The following is an 18,707-nucleotide window of genomic DNA, read 5'->3' on the forward strand; positions in this document are numbered from 1 at the left end:
CAAGCAGATCCCACCCATGATAGTTGCCAGTCAAATCGAACTGATCCGCGGCGGCCGCAAGCTGCTGGACAACGCCTCCGCCACCATTCACCCCGGCCACAAAGTGGGTCTGGTGGGCAAAAATGGCTGTGGCAAGTCCACCTTTTTTGCACTGGTACGGGGCGAGCTGGCCATCGACAGCGGCACCTTCAGCCTGCCCGCTGGCTGGCAGATCGCAGGCGTCGCGCAGGAGACCCCGGCGCTCGACTGCTCCGCGCTCGAGTATGTGATCGACGGCGACAAGGAGTTCCGCTCGCTGGAAGCCCAGCTGGTACAGGCCGAGCAGGATGACAACGGTCTGCTGGTAGCCGAGCTGCACGGTCGCCTCGATACCATCGGCGCCTACAGCATTCGCGCCCGCGCCGCCGAACTGTTGCACGGCCTCGGTTTCAGCGACGAGCAGCTAAGCTCGCCGGTACGCAGTTTCTCCGGTGGCTGGCGCATGCGCCTGAACCTCGCTCAGGCGCTGCTCTGCCGCTCCGATCTGCTGCTGCTCGATGAACCGACCAACCACCTGGATCTCGATGCGGTCATCTGGCTGGAGAAGTGGCTCAAGGGCTATCAGGGCACGCTGGTGCTCATCTCTCACGACCGCGATTTCCTCGATTCGGTCATCAGCCGCATCATCCATATCGAGAATGGCAAGCTCAACGAATACACCGGCGGCTACTCCGACTTCGAACTGCAGCGCGCCGAACAGCTGGCCCAGCAGCAGTCCATGTACGAGAAGCAGCAGCGGGAGATGTCCCACATGCAGGCGTATGTGGACCGCTTCCGCTACAAGGCCTCCAAAGCCCGTCAGGCACAGAGCCGCCTGAAAGCCATGGAGCGGATGGAGAAGATCCTGCCCGCCCACGCCGACTCCGAATTCAGCTTCGAGTTTCGCGAGCCCTCGGCCCTGCCGACCCCGCTGATCGCCATGGAGAACCTCAGTGCCGGTTACGGCGACAAGGTGATCTTGGAGAAGATCAAACTCAATCTGGTTCCGGGTTCGCGCATCGGTCTGCTCGGTCGCAACGGCGCCGGTAAGTCCACCTTTATCAAGATGCTGTCAGGCTCCAACCCGCCGCTCTCCGGCAAGCTCGAAGTGAGCGCCGGGGTGAGCATCGGTTACTTCGCCCAGCATCAGCTGGAGACCCTGCGTCTCGATGATTCCCCGCTCGATCATCTGGCCCGCCTCGCGCCGGACAAGACCGAACAGGAGCTACGTAACTATCTGGGCAGCTTCGGTTTTCACGGTGACAAGGCGCTCGACAAGGTGGCCCCCTTCTCTGGCGGCGAAAAAGCGCGGCTGGTGCTAGCGCTGATCACCTGGCAAAAGCCCAACCTCCTGCTGCTGGATGAACCGACCAACCACCTGGACCTGGAGATGCGCCACGCCCTCACCATGGCGCTGCAAGGCTTCGAAGGGGCCATGGTAGTGGTCTCCCACGACCGTCACCTGCTGCGTACCACCACAGATGACTTCTATCTGGTGCACGGTGGCCGGGTCGAGCCGTTCGACGGCGATCTGGACGACTACCACAAGTGGCTCGGCGAGCAGGAGAAAGAGGCCAACGCCAAACCGGCCGATGGCCCCGTCTCTGCCAACTCGGCAGTGGCACGCAAGGATCAGAAGCGGCGCGAGGCGGAGTTCCGCCAGCAAACCCGTCCCCTGCGCCAGAAGCTGGAAAAGCTCGAAGCGAGTATGGAGAAGCTGCAAGGCAAGCTTGGCGACATCGAGAGCCAGCTGGCCGACCCCGCCATCTACGAAGAGAGCGCTAAAACCAAGCTCTCCGAGCTGCTCAAATCCCAGGGCCCCCTCAAGGAAGAGCTGGAAGAGGTGGAGCTGGAGTGGATGAGCCTCTCCGAAGAGCTGGAAACCATGGAGCAAGCCTTCTTTGCGTGACGAACAGCTGATGGCCAGCGAGCGGGTCGCGGTCCACGAATTGCCGACACCGATCGGCTTCTGGCACTGGAGCGGCAAAGTCTATGGTGAACGCAGCCAGGATTGGCTCACCGTGCAGGAGCAGGGGGGCAACGTCAATCTCGCGCTGCTGCTGCACCGGCTCGATCAGCTCGGCATCGTGGTCGATCTCACCGACCTGCAACCGGCGCTGGTGCAAACCGAGGCGGTGCTGACCCCGTGGCGCGCCCTGCGCCAGAGCGCCAAGACGCGACTCGACGAGCAGCAGTATCAGTCGATGCTGGCCCACGAGCTGGAGCTGGAGCGGCTGCAACAGGGCGTCCTGTTGCAGACCCTGCGCAGCCTCTCCCTGTTTCGCGGCAACAGCCGCAATTTGTTGAACTATCTATCGTTACTGGGTGCCCAGCAGGGCCCCCTCAGAGATCTAATATGCTGAGCTATCGCCACGCCTTTCACGCCGGCAACCATGCCGACGTGCTGAAACACGCCGTTCAGGCCCTGATCATCGAGTCCCTCAAGAAGAAGGAGAAACCCTTCATCGTGCTGGACACCCATGCCGGTGGCGGTCTCTACGACCTGCGCGGCGACTGGTCCCAGAAGAAGGCCGAGTATGCCGACGGCATCGGCCGCCTGTGGGACGAGCGGGCCCAGTGGTCTGCCATGGCCACCTATCTGGGCGTTATCGAGGAGATGAATCAGAACGGCGAGCTGCACTACTACCCCGGCTCGCCGGAGCTCTCCCGCCGCCTCACCCGCGAGCAGGACAAGCTGGCGCTGATGGAGCTGCACAACAACGAGGTCGAAGACCTGCGCGCCAACATGGGATATGACCCCCGCGTCGCCGTGCACCACCGTGACGGCTTCGAGGGGCTGATCGCCCTGCTGCCACCGACCCCGCGCCGCGGGCTGGTGCTGATCGACCCGCCCTATGAGCTCAAGGAAGATTACTTCGCCGTGGTCGACACCCTGAAAAAGGCGCAAAAGCGCTGGGCGACCGGCATCTACGCCCTCTGGTATCCGATCCTCGGGCAAGAGGCGGACAAATCCCGCGACATGCTGCGCGCCATCAAGCGGGAAAACTTCGGCAACGTGCTGGTGGCCGAGCTGGAAGTGGCCGGTCAGACTGCCGACTGGGGCATGAACGGCTCAGGCATGCTGATCATCAGCCCCCCATGGATGCTGGACGAGCAGATTGAAGCCTTCCTCAAACCGCTGTGCGCCAAGCTGGCACAGGGCACCGGTGCCCAGTACAAGGTGGAGTGGCTCAACAAGGCCGCAGAGTAGGCCCACACCAGCTCGCGACGGCGCCTGGCCAACGCGCCAGCAAGTCGCTCACCCAAGCCGTTCACAGTGGCGGCATGGCCAGCAAAGAGAAGCCCCATTCAGGGGCTTCTTGTTTTTTTACCCGCTACCGCTTTACCCACCAACCCTTTTCCCCACTAACTGTTTTCCTTACCAATGGCAGCCACGCGCCCCATCTGCATACCAGATCAGTCGTTATTGACCAATTAGCCGATCCAGATCAGAAATCAGCCATCTGGTCCTTTCCCTCCGCCTGCCCACCGCTAATATACCCGATTGGCAACAAAGCCTCGTAGGAGTCACCCCATGAGCCATGCCAACCCCATCCCGTTGGTTAAACGCAGCAGACTGGAGGCTGTAATTCAGGGGCGGTAGCCATGCCGGATGGAATGGATAAGCGAACGTTGCCCACGACTGCCCAGTCAACATGGTGACAGCCTTATGTTTATTTCTGACCTGTTCATGCAGGCGTGCTTTGGCGGCTCTTTCCACGACTGCGCTGAGCACTGATTTTTTACACAGTAGTAACGGTGGCGCAAAAAGAGGAAGTCAAGCGAATACGCCCAGCATGCGAAGAAAGCTGATGACGTTATGATTTAATGATTGTTTTTACTTAGCGGCAGTGAACATGTTACGGAGTTATATGGAATGCTCTGCTAACGGATTAGTGCCGCCTTCTATCTAATCACTGTTAGGACTCAGTATGACAACGAGAGATATATGATTAATAAACTAGTTAAGGCTATTCGGGCTTCATGTAACTTCTCTATTGATGGGGAAGTTGAACTGTTCAGAAAGACTGCAATTGAGCTTACAAATCACTTGCCAGCTATATTTATTGGTGATGCATCCGATCGGTTGAGTTGATATGATGAACTCTTTTGAGACCGACAGCTTCATGGCATCCATCACCGTTCACTGCCCTCGCTGCAACTCTGACCACGTATATCGCCATGGGAAGACCCCTGCCGGCCATGTTCGCTATCGTTGCCCCGTCTGTCCGCACGTGTTTCAGCTCACCTACACCTATGAAGCCCGCAAGCCTGGCGTCAAAGACAAGATTGTTGATATGGCGTTCAACGGCTCAGGTGTTCGTGATACTGCTCGCGTCCTCAAGATTGGCATCAACACAGTCATACGCACCCTAAAAAACTCACCCCAAGGCAAGTAACCTCCGAAAAGGTGGTGCTCGATGACGTGGCACTTATCTGTGAACTTGATGAGCAATGGGCCTATGTTGGCAACAAACAGCATCGACATTGGCTTTGGTATGCTTTTGATACCAAGAGAAAACGAGTCGTGGCATATACCTTTGGCCCACGCAACGATGAGACATGCCGTCGGTTGCTGAGCCTGCTTTCTCCGTTCCAGATAGGCTTTATCACCAGTGATGATTGGGGAAGCTATGCCAGAGAGGTGCCGAGCGAGATGCATCTGACCGGGAAGATATTCACCCAGCGTATCGAGCGTAACAACCTGACGCTCAGAATGCGCATCAAGCGATTGGCTCGCAAGACCATCTGCTTCTCTCGTTCCGTTGAGCTCCACGAGAAAGTGATTGGTGCCTTTATAGAAAGACACCATTTCAACTGATTGGAGTCATTACCCGAAAAACATTCGTTACTCGAATTCAGCATTTAATCCCAACTTAGCTTTATTTAAAGATGTACCTAAAGTTGATATCGACGATTCAAATGGTGGATTATCAATATTGGTAATTGATGTGACTGAGCTTGAGTCCTAACAAACTCTTCAAGAGGGACAGCCAACGCGTGGCATTTTTACTATGCGTTCGTTTTTGTGATTACGGTGTTGTGCGGGAAGTTGGTAGTAGCGTTGGCTGCCCCTTAAGTGGGCGTTAGCCATTCTCAGTAAATTAAGGGGAAAAATAGTGAGTTCAGTTTTTAAATATACCGATTACAGACCGGAGTTTTTTGATAACTTCTTCTTAAAAGTATCTCGCTTTGGAGAGTTCAATGACCCATTTGAATTGGTTATGGGCAATTATTTGAGCTCCCTTGATAAAGATGAACATGATCATATGATGTCCTTGTCTAGCTCTCTATCAGACCCTACCTCATACTATGATTATGCATGGGATGCTCAGTGTGGTGTTAGGGCTACTGTCGGTGTGTTGTGCTTTGCATCTGTTGAAGACAACCTTTTGATGTGGGCTCATTATGCTAACAATCATGCGGGCATTTGCATTGAGTTCGATAAAGCCGCTGATTTCTTCAATGGTAAATATAAAAACGCTACGACTTTCCTTGGTGAGCGTGTAGATGATCACTACCAAAATATTGGTGAATTGCGCGAAGTGAACTATACGATTGAACGCCCAACCTATATTGAACCAAGCGAATTAGAGCATGATACAGAGTCTTGGTTTGTTAAGTCTCCTGAATGGGAGTATGAGCAAGAGCAAAGACTCTTACTACCACTTAGCCTTGCCGAATATATACCTAATGTTGGTTTCCCATTTTTCCCAGTAGAGCCGACAATGATTAAGTCAATTATTCTTGGTTGCCAAATGCCAGTAAGTAAGAAAAAAGAGGTCGTAGAGGAATGTGAAAGGTTTGGTATTAAAGTTCGTGAGGCGTTTGTGCACTCTCATCAATTTAAATTGGATATAGTGGATTACGATGAATCAAATCAGAGTAATTATCATAATATGTTCAATTTAAATCGTGTTACGTCATGGTGATAGCGAAAGGTTAACAAACAATTTAAGAGTAATTCGGCAAATCTGGGACACCCACCTTTTTGAGCAAGGCGTAACATAGCCAGAGCCCAAAAGATGTGCGCAAATCTGGGACACCCACCTTTCTGAGCAAGGCGTAGCATAGCCAGAGCCCAAAAGATGGGAGCAAAAGATGGGTGTCCAAGGTCTTCGTGAGCAGGAACCCCCTCCACAGCGCGCCCTATGAGCGGGCGGGCAGATCCTGTTTCAGCGCAACCAGCAACAGGGCCAGCAGGCCAAAGGGCGGAAACAGGCAGAGTAGGGAGCAGATAACAGTGACCAGCGCCGGATGCTCGCTCTTGCGGCGCGCCAGTCGCCAGGCGATGACGCCGACGATGGCCATCAACAACACAATGAACTGGCCAAGCAGGGTGGCATTGATATTCATGAAAGATCCTTTTTCATGGGCAAGTGTGAAGAAGCTGTACTTTATCGCCTTGGTTGCGATTGGCAACCGCTGAACCGCACCGGCCACTCGCCCGTTGATAGGTTCTCTCTATTCTGGCAATAGATGAGAATAGTTTTCATTTAATCTCATTTCGGCGGATACTCTCATCATCAACAGAGGGAGCCGCCATCATGAAAAAGACCATCAGCTTTGCCATCCTGCACTTCGGTGTCGCCTTTACCGTGGCCTACCTGCTGACCGGTGAGCTGCTGACCGCCAGCCTGATCGCCCTGATCGAGCCCGCCGTCAACACGGTCGCCTTCTACTTTCATGACCTTGGCTGGCACAAACTCAAGCCAAATCACAGCCTGCAGGCCAAGACCAGCAGCTTCGCGGTGGTCCACTTCTCGGTGGCCTTCGGGGTGGCCTTCCTGCTGAGCGGCGAGCTGCTCACCGGCGGCGTGATGGCGATGATCGAACCGGCCATCAATACCGTGGTGTTCTTCTTCCACGAGCGGCTGTGGCGCGCCCGCAGTCAGCAACTGGCGCTGGCCTGATCGACCGGGCAACCCGCCTTCCCCTTTATCGCGGCCACAAAAAACCCGACATTCCGGCCAGGAGTGTCGGGTTTTTCCGTTTGGCAGCCATTCAGCAGAGCAAACTGAGCTCGGCTCCCCTGCTGTATTGCCCTGAAGAGTGTGCTGTAGTAGGCAGATATGCCCTCCTTATTGCTGGAATCTATCGATGAACAAGACCTTGCTTGCCGCCCTGCTGTTTGCTCCTCTGCTGGCCTGTGCCGCAGCCCCTTCCTTTGACTGCACCAAAGCCTCCGGGTCGGTCGAAACCCTGATCTGCAAGGATGCCGGACTGGCCGCCCTTGATAACGAACTGGCGGCCCTCTACCCCAAGGCGATTGCTGCGCTCTCTCCCGAACAGCTCAAGACAGAGCGCGCCATGCAGCGCGGCTGGATCAAGGGTCGCAACGACTGCTGGAAGGGGCAGGATCTGCGCCAGTGTGTGGAGGATAACTACCTGCTGCGGATCACCGAACTGCAGATCAGCGGCGGCCAGCTGATGGTGCCGGCACCGGTCAACTACCAGTGCGGCAAGAACGTCACTCTCTCTACCTACTTCTATAACGATGCCAAGCTGCCCGCCGCGGTGATCAACCTGAGCGAGGGCGACAAGCAGCAACAAGTGCTCGCCTATGAAGCCCCCAGCGCCAGCGGTGCCCGTTATGAAGGGCAGAACCTCACCTTCTTCACCAAAGGGGACGAAGCCACGCTGGAGCGTTACGGCCAGCCAACCCTCACCTGCATGGAAAATCCGACCAAGGGCTGAGGCTCATGGGGGCGGCTCATCTTGCCGCCCCACCTTGACTAGATGGCGATATCCAGCGGTTTTCCTTCCCGCACAATCCGCAACTTGAGCGACCCCGGCTGGCTAGTGCTGAGCAGTTCACGCACCTTGTCGATCTCGAGGGGACGATAAGCCACCCCGTTGATCTGCTCCAGAATGTCGCCGTTGGCCAGACCATAGGGGGCAAGATCCCGTTCATCGCTGTAGTAGACCTGCAGATGCTTGCCATCAAAGCGCACCCCGATATTGCGCAGGATTGGCGGCACTTTGCGCGCCAGGCTATCGGCGTCGTAGCAGAGCATCATCCGCCCGGGCATGATCGCAAAGCGATTGAAGCGGTTAACAAAATCCAGCCCCAGACCATACTGCTCATTGCTGTTTTCCGACACGCGCAGCTCACCGAGCTGGCGCTCATCAAAATGCAGGCCGGTGAGGATATGGTCACGCCCCTCCACCATACCGCTGGCGTCCACCCCTTTGCGTGGCGAGGCATCTTCGCCAGAGATCGCCTTCTGACTGGCCATAAAGTCGATAAAGGCATGGTCGGCATAGCTCTGATCGGCCCCGGTATCCAGATACATGCGCACGCTGCTCTCGCCGTGGGTCAGATACACTGCCGGGGAGCGGTTGTAGCTATCTTCATAGCCGATGCAACGCTCGAAGGTGGCTGCCGACGGTGCCGTCAGCAAAGCCGTGAGCTGATGTTTGTCGCGATCAAACACCCAGTTGAAACGGCGGATGGTGTCGATCCCGAGGATGCCATCGATACGGCTGCCAAGAGACTGGGAGAAAAGATCGAAATCAACGGTTGCCCACAGATCGCTGTCATCAATGGTGACCGACCCCAGCGAGAAGGGCTGCGGCTCAACAAAGCCAAGCTGCTCGCTGCCCAGTTGACTCGAAACGCTGCTTACACTGGCAAAATCAGCCTGATAGGCCCTGGGCAACTCGCTTAAGGTCAGCGCCTTGAAGCGACTGGCCAGACGACGATCGATAAAGGTGATACTGGCCCCGGTATCCAGCAAAAACTGGTACTGCTCACCGGCGATGGTGACGGGGATCAGGGGGGCACTTTCGTAATGCACCGTCAGCACCGGGCCGGGTGCATTGCGCTTGGTGGATGAATCCGGGGCTGTGCAGCCTTGGACGACGAACAGGGCCAACATGGCCAGCGCCACTTTGAACTGCGACTTCATAACTCTCCTTCCCGATAGCAGATGCCCCCGCGACGCCACCGCATAATGCTATCTTGTTGATTTATAGATAAATAAGCTATTTCAGCGGGGGAGGCGGACAATAACAAAGAGTTTTATGCTGGTTCAAGCCAGATATGACCATGAATATTCTATGGTGATAGATCAAGAATGGCTGTTCACGCTATCTCGGCGCGTCATCAATCGCGGGTGACATTTGATTAATTTATTGATCTTGCACAGAAAATCTCAATATTGAGCTTTCTCTCCACAGCGCCATGGTTAATATTGCCATTTGGCAACATTTGCCTCGTCGGAGTCTCCCATGAGCCATGCCAACCCCATCCCGTTGGTGAAACGCAGCAGACTGGAGGCTGAAATTCAGGGGCGGTAGCCATGCCATATCTCGCCCGGTCCCTTTTTGATCCAACCAAACTGACCGGTAAGCTGCTTATTCACCCACAACATGCAAATCAAGGTGGTGTATGGAAACACAAACCCTGCATCGTGGTCGCTTGATCGACCATATCCAACTGGTGGTCAAAGATTTGGTCGCCAGCCAGCGCTTTTATACGGCCATTCTCACCACCCTCGATATTCCGCTGGGCGGCACAGGTGAGGGCTACTTCTGGGCAGACGAACTGTTTGTCACCTCTGTCGACAGCCCCGCCGCACTGGGGGTGTTGACCGGTCGCCACCACCTCGCCTTTCAGGCAAAAGATCGCGCTATGGTGGATCGTTTTTATCAGGCCGCATTGGCTAACGGCGGCAAAGATAACGGCTCTCCCGGTGAGCGTAATTATCATCCCGGCTACTACGCCGCCTTTGTCCTCGATCCGGATGGCAATAATATCGAAGCGGTTTATCACGGTGAGGCAAAACGCAGTGTGGCGTCAGTGGAAATTCTGTTTTAACAAGAGGGTGGTATGCCTGTGATTAGGACCATTATGATACTACAAAGTAAACACTTCTTATTTAAAATTATAGATATACCCTCTTAATAGAGGTTTTTTAAATTAACTTAGTTAAATCACAACAATGTCAGAGGGTATATGAAATTAGGTTTTTTCTTTGGTGCTGGAGCCGAGGTTGGTTATGGCTTACCTACTGGTGGTAAGTTTGCAATTGATCTTTTCAGACAAGATGTTAGCTCTCACAAAGAGTCTCTACGTAACCAGCTAGGGACGATAAATCAACTCAGTAACTATGCTACAGATTGGCTTCCAGAAAGATATGCGACGCAAAGAATTCATGCTTTCGGAAAGAACGAATTTACAAGCTTGATTGAGTCATCAATCGAGTACAGAAAATCAGAAATTATTAGACGATTAAGTGATTTCGACAACGAAGCAGAGTATGCTTTGTCACAGCTTGGAATTAATAAAAGCACATTGATTGATAAATTCGGTGAAGAAATGGAAACCGCCTATGGTGAGTTATTGTACTCAACGGCTGTTAGGCTCAATCCAATTCTTGCTAATGAAGTACAACTCTTTGGAAGTGAATTTTACTCAGCAATATTAAGCGTAATTAGCAATAAAGAAAACACAGCAGATTTACAACGTTATGCTGGTGCATTTCTTCAGCTATTAGTTGGTGCTCATGGACAAGACTTAGTGCAAAAACTAAATCAGGAACTCTTTGAGGCCGCCCCCGACAATATACCTATTTTTGATGACGTTACAGGTATGTTTAAAATTGAGTTTAGTCGTGCAGGCTTAACTGCTCTTGAGCTATTACTAGAGAAAAAAAGAGTATATGACCTTGAGGGAGGCTCGATTAATGATTTACTTTGTGCCTTATCGCAGCAGTTGATCGAGAATATATTTACCACTGTCCTAGACTATCAGTCACTAATAGATAGTCACTTCAGGTATTTATTTTCCCCCAAAACAGAGTGGGCCAAATTCTCTAAGATGGTAGTATTTCTTAGAGCGACTAGAGCCTATATTGTTACACAACTGGAAAAAGCAGGTGAGCTTCCTGAAGAAGGATACTATCATGACTTGCAACGTTGTACAGAACTGGATATAGAAATTGGTGCTGTTGGCACAGCAAATTATAATAATTTAATAGAAAAGATATCATCAGAATTGGGTTATAGCATTCCATCAGTTCGCCATTTAAATGGTGGAGTTTGTGATTATTACAACCCATATAAAAACTCAGTAATATCATGCGCATCAGAAACTGAAGTTCCTCAAGACCAAATTCACGTCCCTTTTATCTTGACTCAAAGTGGTCTAAAACCACTTACATCTGTTGATATGTCTAGACGTTATGTTGGATTATTTGACGAATATAACTCTTGTGATGCAATCGTCGTTATAGGATATGGCTTTAATATAGATGATAGTCATATCAATGGGTTATTTCGTCAATTAATTGAAGATAATCACAAATTTCTATATTGGATTTGTCTGAGCACAGATGGCTCCGCCGAAGCCCAAAAGGTTAAACTAGTGAAAAAACTTAGAATTAGTACAGCAAACAGAAGTAAAGTTAATGTCATCCCAGTAACACCATCGGAGCGGCTAGTCGTTGATAGAAGCTGGTTAGATGTATTAAAAGAAAATGTAGAACAACAAGGCCGTAGTTCTAATTAACAAAGCGTAATCGGACGCTCGCGATAGAAATATTTCGTGATAGTGCCAGTTGCCTTCAGAGACCGACTTTCACGCTGTCTCATTTTTTACCTGTATCTCTGCTGGCGTAACACTCCCCAAGGAGATTTATGAAGCCCGACTTAACCGGCACTCGGATTGTGCTGCGCACCATTGGCCCGCAGGATGCCGCCGATCTGTTCGAGATTTATGGCAATCCACTGACCATGGAGTTTGCCTCTGATCCCTGCTTTACCTCTCCCGCCATGGTGGCGCAGATGATGGCGAGCGTGGTGCGGCTGGAGCAAACGGGGGAGTCGCTGGAGTGGGCGATTGTCGAGCGGGAGGGCAACAAGGTGATCGGTACCTGCGGCCTGCACAGTTTCAGCGAGGCGGGCCACAGCTGCGAGGTGGGCTGCCTGCTCAATGCGGCCTATTGGCGCAGAGGGTTTATGTCGGAAGCGCTGGGATTGCTGTTCGCCCACGCCAGCACACTGGGTGTCACCTGCCTCACCGCAGATATCGATGCAGATAACGTCCGTTCTATCGCCCTGTTTGAAAAGCTGGGCTTCAAGGCGCATGCAGGGCGCTATCAGCGCATGCTCCCCTTTGTCTGACCCGAGACCAGAGCCACAACGCCCTCGCCTCTCAGGCCGTTGTGGCAAGGATCAGGCATAAAAAAACCGGAACCCTTGGGTTCCGGTTTTTTTTCATTCCAGCCGAGGCTGGCAAACCAGCAAATTAAGCCTGGTTTTTAACTTCTTTCAGACCGCGGAAAGGAGCTTTGGCACCCAGAGCTTCTTCGATACGGATCAGCTGGTTGTACTTGGCAACACGGTCAGAACGGCTCATGGAACCGGTCTTGATCTGGCCAGCAGCGGTACCAACAGCCAGGTCGGCGATGGTAGCGTCTTCGGTCTCACCGGAGCGGTGGGAGATGACGGCAGTGTAGCCAGCGTCTTTGGCCATCTTGATGGCAGCCAGAGTTTCGGTCAGGGAACCGATCTGGTTGAACTTGATCAGGATGGAGTTGGCGATGCCGTTGTCGATACCGCGCTTCAGGATCTTGGTGTTGGTTACGAACAGGTCGTCACCCACGATCTGGATTTTCTTGCCCAGTTCAGCAGTCTGGTAGGCGAAACCTTCCCAGTCAGATTCGTCCAGGCCATCTTCGATGGAGACGATCGGGAACTTGGTGGTCAGGTCAGCCAGGAAGTCGGAGAAACCGTTGGAGGTGAAGACACGACCTTCGCCTTTCAGGTTGTACTCTTTCTTCTCTGCGTCGTAGAACTCGGAAGCAGCGCAGTCCATAGCCAGGGTGATGTCGGTGCCCAGTTTGTAACCGGCAGCGGCAACGGCTTCAGCGATAACTTCCAGCGCTTCGGCGTTGGATTTCAGGTTCGGAGCGAAACCACCTTCGTCACCAACTGCAGTGTTGTAGCCCTTGGACTTCAGCACTTTGGCCAGGTTGTGGAACACTTCAGCGCCCATGCGGACAGCTTCTTTCAGGGTCTTGGCGCCAACCGGCTGGATCATGAACTCCTGAATGTCGACGTTGTTGTCGGCGTGCTCACCACCGTTGATGATGTTCATCATCGGCAGCGGCATGGAGTAAACACCCGGGGTGCCGTTCAGCTCGGCGATGTGGGCGTACAGCGGCATGCCTTTGGCAGCAGCGGCAGCTTTGGCGTTAGCCAGGGAAACAGCCAGGATGGCGTTGGCGCCGAACTTGGATTTGTTCTCGGTACCGTCGAGGTCGATCATGATCTGGTCAACGGTGGCCTGGTCCTTGGCATCTTTACCCAGCAGAGCTTGAGCGATCGGGCCGTTTACGGCTTCGATGGCTTTCAGCACGCCTTTACCCAGGAAACGGCTCTTGTCGCCGTCACGCAGTTCCAGCGCTTCGCGGGAACCGGTGGACGCGCCAGACGGAGCGGCTGCCATACCAACAAAACCACCTTCCAGGTGAACTTCGGCCTCAACGGTCGGGTTACCACGGGAGTCGATGATTTCACGACCGATCACTTTAACGATCTTGGACATGTGTATTTCCTCAGGTTTCGTAAAAAAACAACAAAAATATGCCAAAAAAAGCGGCTGTGGCACAGTGCCCCAACCGCATTTATTTTCAATTACTTCAAATTACGCTTCTGATACTCGCCTGCCGCCTTCACAAAACCGGCGAACAGAGCGTGGCCATCACGAGGAGTAGAGGTGAACTCCGGGTGGAACTGCGCAGCCACGAACCAGGGGTGATCCGGGATCTCGATGATTTCCACCAACTTCTTGTCGGCGGAGAGACCGGTCACTTTCAGACCTGCCGCTTCAATCTGCGGCAGCAGCTTGTTGTTGACTTCGTAACGGTGACGGTGACGCTCGTAAATGGTCGGGCTGCCGTACATCTGACGCACTTTGGAATCTTCGACCAGGTGGCAGAGTTGGGAACCCAGACGCATGGTACCGCCCAAATCGGACTTCTCGGTACGGGTCTCGACGTTACCTTCTTCATCCACCCACTCGGTGATGAGGCCAACGACCGGGTACGCGCAATCTTTCTTGAATTCGGAGGAGTGAGCCCCTTCCATGCCCGCCACGTTGCGAGCGAATTCGATCATGGCAACCTGCATGCCGAGGCAGATACCCAGGTAGGGGATCTTGTTCTCGCGGGCATACTGGGCAGCCAGAATTTTGCCTTCCACACCGCGCTCACCGAAGCCACCCGGCACCAGGATCGCGTCCAGACCTTCCAGCAGCTCGGCGCCACGGGTCTCGATATCCTGAGAGTCGATGTACTTGATGTTGACGGAGTGACGGGTCTTGAGACCACCGTGCTTGAGCGCCTCGTTGACGGACTTGTAAGCGTCCGGCAGGGAGACGTACTTGCCGACCATACCGATGGTCACTTCACCAGTCGGGTTGGCCTCTTCGTAGATAACCTGTTCCCACTCGGACAAATCAGCCTCTTTGCACTCCAGACCGAAACGCTCGGTGAAGTAGGAGTCCAGATTCTGGGACTTGAGCAGTGCCGGGATCTTGTAGATGGAGTCGACGTCTTTCATGGAGATGACGGCGCGCTCGGGCACGTTGCAGAACAGGGCAATTTTGGCGCGCTCATTGGCCGGAATGGCACGGTCGGAGCGGCAGATCAGCACATCCGGCTGGATACCGATGGAGAGCAGCTCTTTGACGGAGTGCTGGGTCGGCTTGGTCTTCACTTCACCGGCCGCAGCCAGGTAAGGAACCAGCGTCAGGTGCATGAACATGGCGTTGTTGCGGCCCACTTCAGCAGCCAGCTGACGAATGGCTTCGAGGAACGGCAGGGACTCGATGTCACCCACGGTACCGCCCACTTCGACGATGGCAACCTGATGGCCTTCGGCACCGGCAATCACCCGCTCTTTGATGGCGTTGGTGATGTGCGGGATAACCTGAATGGTGGCGCCCAGATAGTCACCACGACGCTCTTTACGCAGTACGTCGGCGTAGATACGGCCGGTGGTAAAGTTGTTACGACGGGTCATCTTGGTGCGGATGAAACGCTCGTAGTGGCCCAAATCCAGATCGGTTTCGGCCCCGTCCTCGGTTACGAACACTTCACCATGCTGGGTCGGGCTCATGGTGCCCGGATCCACGTTGATGTACGGGTCCAGTTTCATGATGGTCACATCCAGACCACGGGCTTCCAGAATGGCTGCCAGAGAAGCTGCGGCAATGCCTTTGCCGAGGGATGAAACAACGCCACCAGTAACAAAAATATATTTGGTCGTCATGCTGAACCTGAAAGAAGTTTAGGGAATTTTAAGGGGTGCTTCGGGGATGAAGCAGGACGGGGAAACAGTATACCAAAAACCCCTCTCCCAAACAATGAGCAAAAATCTATCAGGCTCACCGCCCCCTCATCTTGCGCCAAATCAACTTTGCTCGGTTTCCTTCGCCTTATCCCAGGCGGCATCGAGCTTTTCGAGGGTGCAATCGGTCATTTTCAAGCCTTCTGCGGCGATTATCTGCTCAACCTGACGAAAACGACGCTCGAACTTGGCGTTGGCGCCGCGCAGTACCTGCTCCGGATCCTTGCCCAGATGACGCACCAGATTGACAGTGGCAAACAGCAGGTCACCGAGCTCATCGCTCACCCTCGCCTCGTCCACATCGGCCATCAATGCCTCTTCCATCACCTCGTCGATCTCTTCGTGGATCTTGTCCACCACAGGCCCCAACGTCTTCCAGTCAAAACCGACGGTGGCGCAGCGTTTCTGAATTTTGGCGGCGCGAGTAAGGGCAGGCAGCGCCTGCGGGATATCGTCCAGCACGCTCTCTTTGTCGAGGGCCGCCCGCTCTTTGGCTTTTTCCGCCTCCCAGTTCGCTTTTACCGCCTGCTCGTTGGAGAGGTCTGCATCGGAAAAAACGTGGGGGTGACGACGAATGAGCTTCTCGCTCACCGTATCGACGATATCGGCAAAGTCGAACAAGCCCCGCTCTTTACCCAGCTGGGCGTAAAACACCACCTGAAACAGCAGGTCCCCCAACTCCCCTTTCAGCCCCTGCCAATCCTCAGTCTCGATGGCATCGGCCACTTCGTAGGCCTCTTCCAGGGTGTGCGGCACTATGGTCTGGAAGTCCTGTTTCAGATCCCAGGGGCAGCCGTTTTGCGGATCGCGCAGGCGAGCCATGATATCGAGCAATTGAGAGAGGTCATAACGTTGGGACATGGGATATTCGCTTTCTATTCGTTCAAAAAGGGTCATAAATACAGACCGGCCACTGGGGCCGGTCGGTTCGATATCAAAGCCGCTTGGCGCTGATCACGTCGTTAAGCTGACTGAGCTTGGCCAACGCCCGGTTGAAGGCGTTGATGTTGTAAATCTCCAGCTCCATGTCGATCTCGGCGGTTTGCTCGCGCACGTTGGAGCGCGAGCGCACCCCCATCACATTGATCTTCTCGTTGGCCAGCACGGTAGTGATATCGCGCAGCAGGCCGGAACGATCGTTGGAGATGATCCGGATGGTGAGGCCGTAGCCGCCGGAGTAGTTCTCCCCCCACACCGCATCGATCAGCCGCTCCGGGTTGCGACGGGAAAGCTCTTTCAACTGCTCGCAATCTTCCCGGTGGATCGAAACGCCACGCCCCATGGTGATAAAGCCCTGAATGGAGTCCCCCGGAATGGGCTGGCAGCAGCGGGCGATATGGGTCATCAGGTTGCCAACCCCTTCCACCACTATGTGGTCTTTGGGCTTGTGGCGCATCGGCGCATTGGCCTTCTGCTCCAGCTTCTCCAGCAATCGGCGATCTTCCTCTTCCGCCGTCGGCTTGTTGTAACAGGTGTCGAGATAGTTGAGCACCTGGTTGATGCGGATATCGCCACTGCCGATACCGGCCAGCAGATCGTCGGTGCTCTCCAGATTGAAGCGGCGCAGCATGTTGCCCTTGTCGATCTTGGACATGCTGAGGTTGTGGCGATCCAGCTCCTTCTCGAACAGCTCGCGACCGGCCACGATATTCTTGTCCCGATCCAGTTTTCTGAACCAGGTCGCCACCTTGGCCCGCGCCCGGCTGGAGCGCAGGAAGCCGGCGTTGGGGTTCATCCAGTCGCGGCTCGGGTTCGGCTCTTTCTGGGTGATCACCTCCACCTGATCGCCGGTCTGCAGAGCGTAGGTGAACGGCACGATGCGACCATCAATCTTGGCGCCGATGCAGCGGTGGCCGATCATGCTGTGGACGTGATAGGCAAAATCGAGCGGGGTGGCGCCTGCCGGCAGGTCGATGACATCCCCCTTCGGGGTGAAGACGTAGACTCTGTCCTCGAACACCTGACTGCGCAGATCTTCCAGCAGGGAACCGCTCTCGGAGAGATCTTCCTGCCAGGCGAGCAGCTTGCGCAGCCACTCGATCTTGTCTTCGAAGGTGTTGGCCTTGCCGCCCGCCTGCGCCCCTTCCTTGTAGCGCCAGTGCGCCGCGACGCCGAGCTCGGCATCCTGATGCATCTGGTCGGTACGGATCTGGATCTCGACCGTCTTGCCCTCCGGCCCCACCACTACGGTGTGGATCGACTGATAGCCGTTCGGTTTGGGGTTGGCGACATAGTCGTCAAACTCGCGGGGAATGTGGTGGAACTGGGTGTGGACTATGCCGAGCGCCGCATAGCAATCCTGCAGCCGCTTGGTCACTACCCGCACTGCGCGCACGTCGAACAACTCGTTGAATTCGAGGTGCTTCTTCTGCATCTTGCGCCAGATGCTGTAGATATGTTTCGGCCGACCGTACACCTCGGCGTCAACTCCCGCCTCTTTCAACCCATTACGCAGGGATTGCACAAACTCGCGGATATAGCGCTCGCGGTCGAGCCGCTTCTCGTCGAGCTGCTTGGCGATCTGCTTGTAGGTATCCGGGTGCAGGTAACGGAAGGCGAGATCTTCCAGCTCCCACTTGAGCTGGCCGATGCCCAGACGGTTGGCGAGCGGCGCATAGATATTGGTGATCTCCTGGGCCATCAGCACCCGAGTCTCTTCATCTGCCGTCTTCGCTTCCCGCAGGCAAGCGATCCGCTCCGCCAGCTTGATCACCACGGCACGCACATCCTCGACCATGGCGAGCAACATGCGACGCACGTTGTCGACCTGCTCCGGCGAGGTTTCGCTGCGATGGAGGGTCTGCAGGGAGCGGATGGCCTCCATCTCCAGCACCCCTTCCACCAGCTTGGCGATCTTGGAGCCAAAGTCCTCATCCATCCGCTCCTGGCTGATGAGACCGGCTTCGACGAAGGGGTAGATGATGGCCGCTTTGAGAGTACCGATATCCATGCTGAGCATCTGCAGGATGCCCACCATTTCGATGCCGCGCACCAGCAGCTTGCTGGTCAGCGCCTCGTCACCGAGCGTCAGACAATACTGGTAGACGGTTCGCAGCTGATCCTTTTCACTGTCACTCAAGGAGAGCGAGCTGACCCACTCTTCCAGGGTGAAGTTGTCTTTCAAATGAATATCGCGAACCGCAACCATGGTATCAATCCTTTAAATTATCGGGCCGAAAGCTGTCACTTTCTCCCCTCATGAGATTGCCTCAAATGGGGATATCCAGCGCACTTTTCAAGGCATATTGTCCAGAAAGACAATAGAGCGCACCAACAGGCCCTGCCGAACGACGAGGGTCTAGATTACCCCAATCACACCAGCTCAAACA

General features: G+C 54.5%; 16 protein-coding genes. 10 read left to right on the top strand and 6 right to left on the bottom strand.

The genetic code is table 11. The annotated features are described in order from the left end of the window. Positions 1 to 16 precede the first annotated feature (16 nt). The 5 genes from ACTG2G_RS07185 to ACTG2G_RS07205 all read left to right on the top strand — a co-directional run bounded on the left by ACTG2G_RS07185 (position 17) and on the right by ACTG2G_RS07205 (position 5,951). On the top strand, positions 17 to 1,927 hold the full coding sequence (locus ACTG2G_RS07185) for an ABC transporter ATP-binding protein (RefSeq protein ID WP_123172403.1): 1,911 nt from the start codon (positions 17 to 19) through the stop codon (positions 1,925 to 1,927). Continuing rightward, a complete protein-coding gene (locus ACTG2G_RS07190) occupies positions 1,920 to 2,381 on the top strand; it encodes a DUF2390 domain-containing protein (protein ID WP_005343337.1) in 462 nt (153 codons plus the stop codon). Before ACTG2G_RS07185 ends, ACTG2G_RS07190 begins: the two co-directional genes overlap by 8 nt. Continuing rightward, positions 2,375 to 3,229: a 23S rRNA (adenine(2030)-N(6))-methyltransferase RlmJ gene (locus tag ACTG2G_RS07195; RefSeq protein WP_123172402.1), complete on the top strand. Its 855-nt coding sequence runs from the start codon at positions 2,375 to 2,377 to the stop codon at positions 3,227 to 3,229. The genes ACTG2G_RS07190 and ACTG2G_RS07195 overlap by 7 nt, the downstream gene beginning before the upstream one ends. A gap of 916 nt (positions 3,230 to 4,145) precedes the next feature. Then, positions 4,146 to 4,840 (top strand): IS1 family transposase gene (locus ACTG2G_RS07200; protein ID WP_270657729.1). Its coding sequence is split into 2 segments (ribosomal slippage): positions 4,146 to 4,392 and positions 4,392 to 4,840, totalling 696 coding nucleotides; the frame shifts between segments, so codons are not numbered across the junction. Between the two features lie 298 nt (positions 4,841 to 5,138). Next, positions 5,139 to 5,951, top strand: a complete 813-nt coding sequence (locus ACTG2G_RS07205) for a DUF2971 domain-containing protein (RefSeq protein WP_439985322.1) — start codon at positions 5,139 to 5,141, stop codon at positions 5,949 to 5,951. Positions 5,952 to 6,168: 217 nt separating this feature from the next. On the opposite strand, the gene ACTG2G_RS07210 is transcribed toward ACTG2G_RS07205, so the two are convergent. Then, complete coding sequence (locus ACTG2G_RS07210; RefSeq protein WP_123172400.1) at positions 6,169 to 6,375, bottom strand: hypothetical protein; 207 nt, start codon at positions 6,373 to 6,375, stop codon at positions 6,169 to 6,171. Positions 6,376 to 6,566: 191 nt separating this feature from the next. Between ACTG2G_RS07210 and ACTG2G_RS07215 the strand changes: the two genes are divergently transcribed. Both ACTG2G_RS07215 and ACTG2G_RS07220 read left to right on the top strand, forming a co-directional pair. Continuing rightward, positions 6,567 to 6,932, top strand: a complete 366-nt coding sequence (locus ACTG2G_RS07215) for a DUF2061 domain-containing protein (RefSeq protein ID WP_042084552.1) — start codon at positions 6,567 to 6,569, stop codon at positions 6,930 to 6,932. A gap of 187 nt (positions 6,933 to 7,119) precedes the next feature. Beyond that, positions 7,120 to 7,716 (top strand): MliC family protein, encoded by a 597-nt coding sequence (locus ACTG2G_RS07220; RefSeq protein WP_439985323.1) that lies wholly within the window; start codon positions 7,120 to 7,122, stop codon positions 7,714 to 7,716. 38 nt (positions 7,717 to 7,754) lie between these two features. Here ACTG2G_RS07220 and ACTG2G_RS07225 read toward each other — a convergent pair whose 3' ends face one another. Beyond that, on the bottom strand, positions 7,755 to 8,930 hold the full coding sequence (locus tag ACTG2G_RS07225) for a retropepsin-like aspartic protease (protein ID WP_216949250.1): 1,176 nt from the start codon (positions 8,928 to 8,930) through the stop codon (positions 7,755 to 7,757). A gap of 482 nt (positions 8,931 to 9,412) precedes the next feature. On the opposite strand from ACTG2G_RS07225, the gene ACTG2G_RS07230 reads away from it, so the two are divergent. The 3 genes from ACTG2G_RS07230 to ACTG2G_RS07240 all read left to right on the top strand — a co-directional run bounded on the left by ACTG2G_RS07230 (position 9,413) and on the right by ACTG2G_RS07240 (position 12,147). Next, complete coding sequence (locus ACTG2G_RS07230) at positions 9,413 to 9,841, top strand: VOC family protein (protein WP_439985324.1); 429 nt, start codon at positions 9,413 to 9,415, stop codon at positions 9,839 to 9,841. A 138-nt stretch (positions 9,842 to 9,979) separates the two neighbouring features. Next, a complete protein-coding gene (locus ACTG2G_RS07235; RefSeq protein ID WP_236348508.1) occupies positions 9,980 to 11,533 on the top strand; it encodes a hypothetical protein in 1,554 nt (517 codons plus the stop codon). Positions 11,534 to 11,661: 128 nt separating this feature from the next. Next, entirely contained in the window at positions 11,662 to 12,147 is a 486-nt protein-coding gene (locus tag ACTG2G_RS07240; RefSeq protein ID WP_439985325.1) for a GNAT family N-acetyltransferase, read from the top strand. A gap of 124 nt (positions 12,148 to 12,271) precedes the next feature. Here ACTG2G_RS07240 and eno read toward each other — a convergent pair whose 3' ends face one another. The 4 genes from eno to relA all read right to left on the bottom strand — a co-directional run bounded on the left by eno (position 12,272) and on the right by relA (position 18,526). After that, on the bottom strand, positions 12,272 to 13,573 hold the full coding sequence (eno, locus tag ACTG2G_RS07245; protein ID WP_005335583.1) for a phosphopyruvate hydratase: 1,302 nt from the start codon (positions 13,571 to 13,573) through the stop codon (positions 12,272 to 12,274). Positions 13,574 to 13,662: 89 nt separating this feature from the next. Continuing rightward, positions 13,663 to 15,300, bottom strand: coding sequence for a glutamine hydrolyzing CTP synthase (gene pyrG, locus ACTG2G_RS07250; RefSeq protein ID WP_005335584.1), 1,638 nt, complete (start codon positions 15,298 to 15,300; stop codon positions 13,663 to 13,665). Between the two features lie 141 nt (positions 15,301 to 15,441). Then, complete coding sequence (gene mazG / locus ACTG2G_RS07255; RefSeq protein ID WP_202005806.1) at positions 15,442 to 16,239, bottom strand: nucleoside triphosphate pyrophosphohydrolase; 798 nt, start codon at positions 16,237 to 16,239, stop codon at positions 15,442 to 15,444. Between the two features lie 73 nt (positions 16,240 to 16,312). Next, entirely contained in the window at positions 16,313 to 18,526 is a 2,214-nt protein-coding gene (gene relA / locus ACTG2G_RS07260; protein ID WP_005335588.1) for a GTP diphosphokinase, read from the bottom strand. Positions 18,527 to 18,707: the final 181 nt, after the last annotated feature.

Source organism: Aeromonas sp. 55A, from assembly GCF_051919665.1.
In the GTDB taxonomy this organism is placed as follows: domain Bacteria; phylum Pseudomonadota; class Gammaproteobacteria; order Enterobacterales; family Aeromonadaceae; genus Aeromonas; species Aeromonas veronii.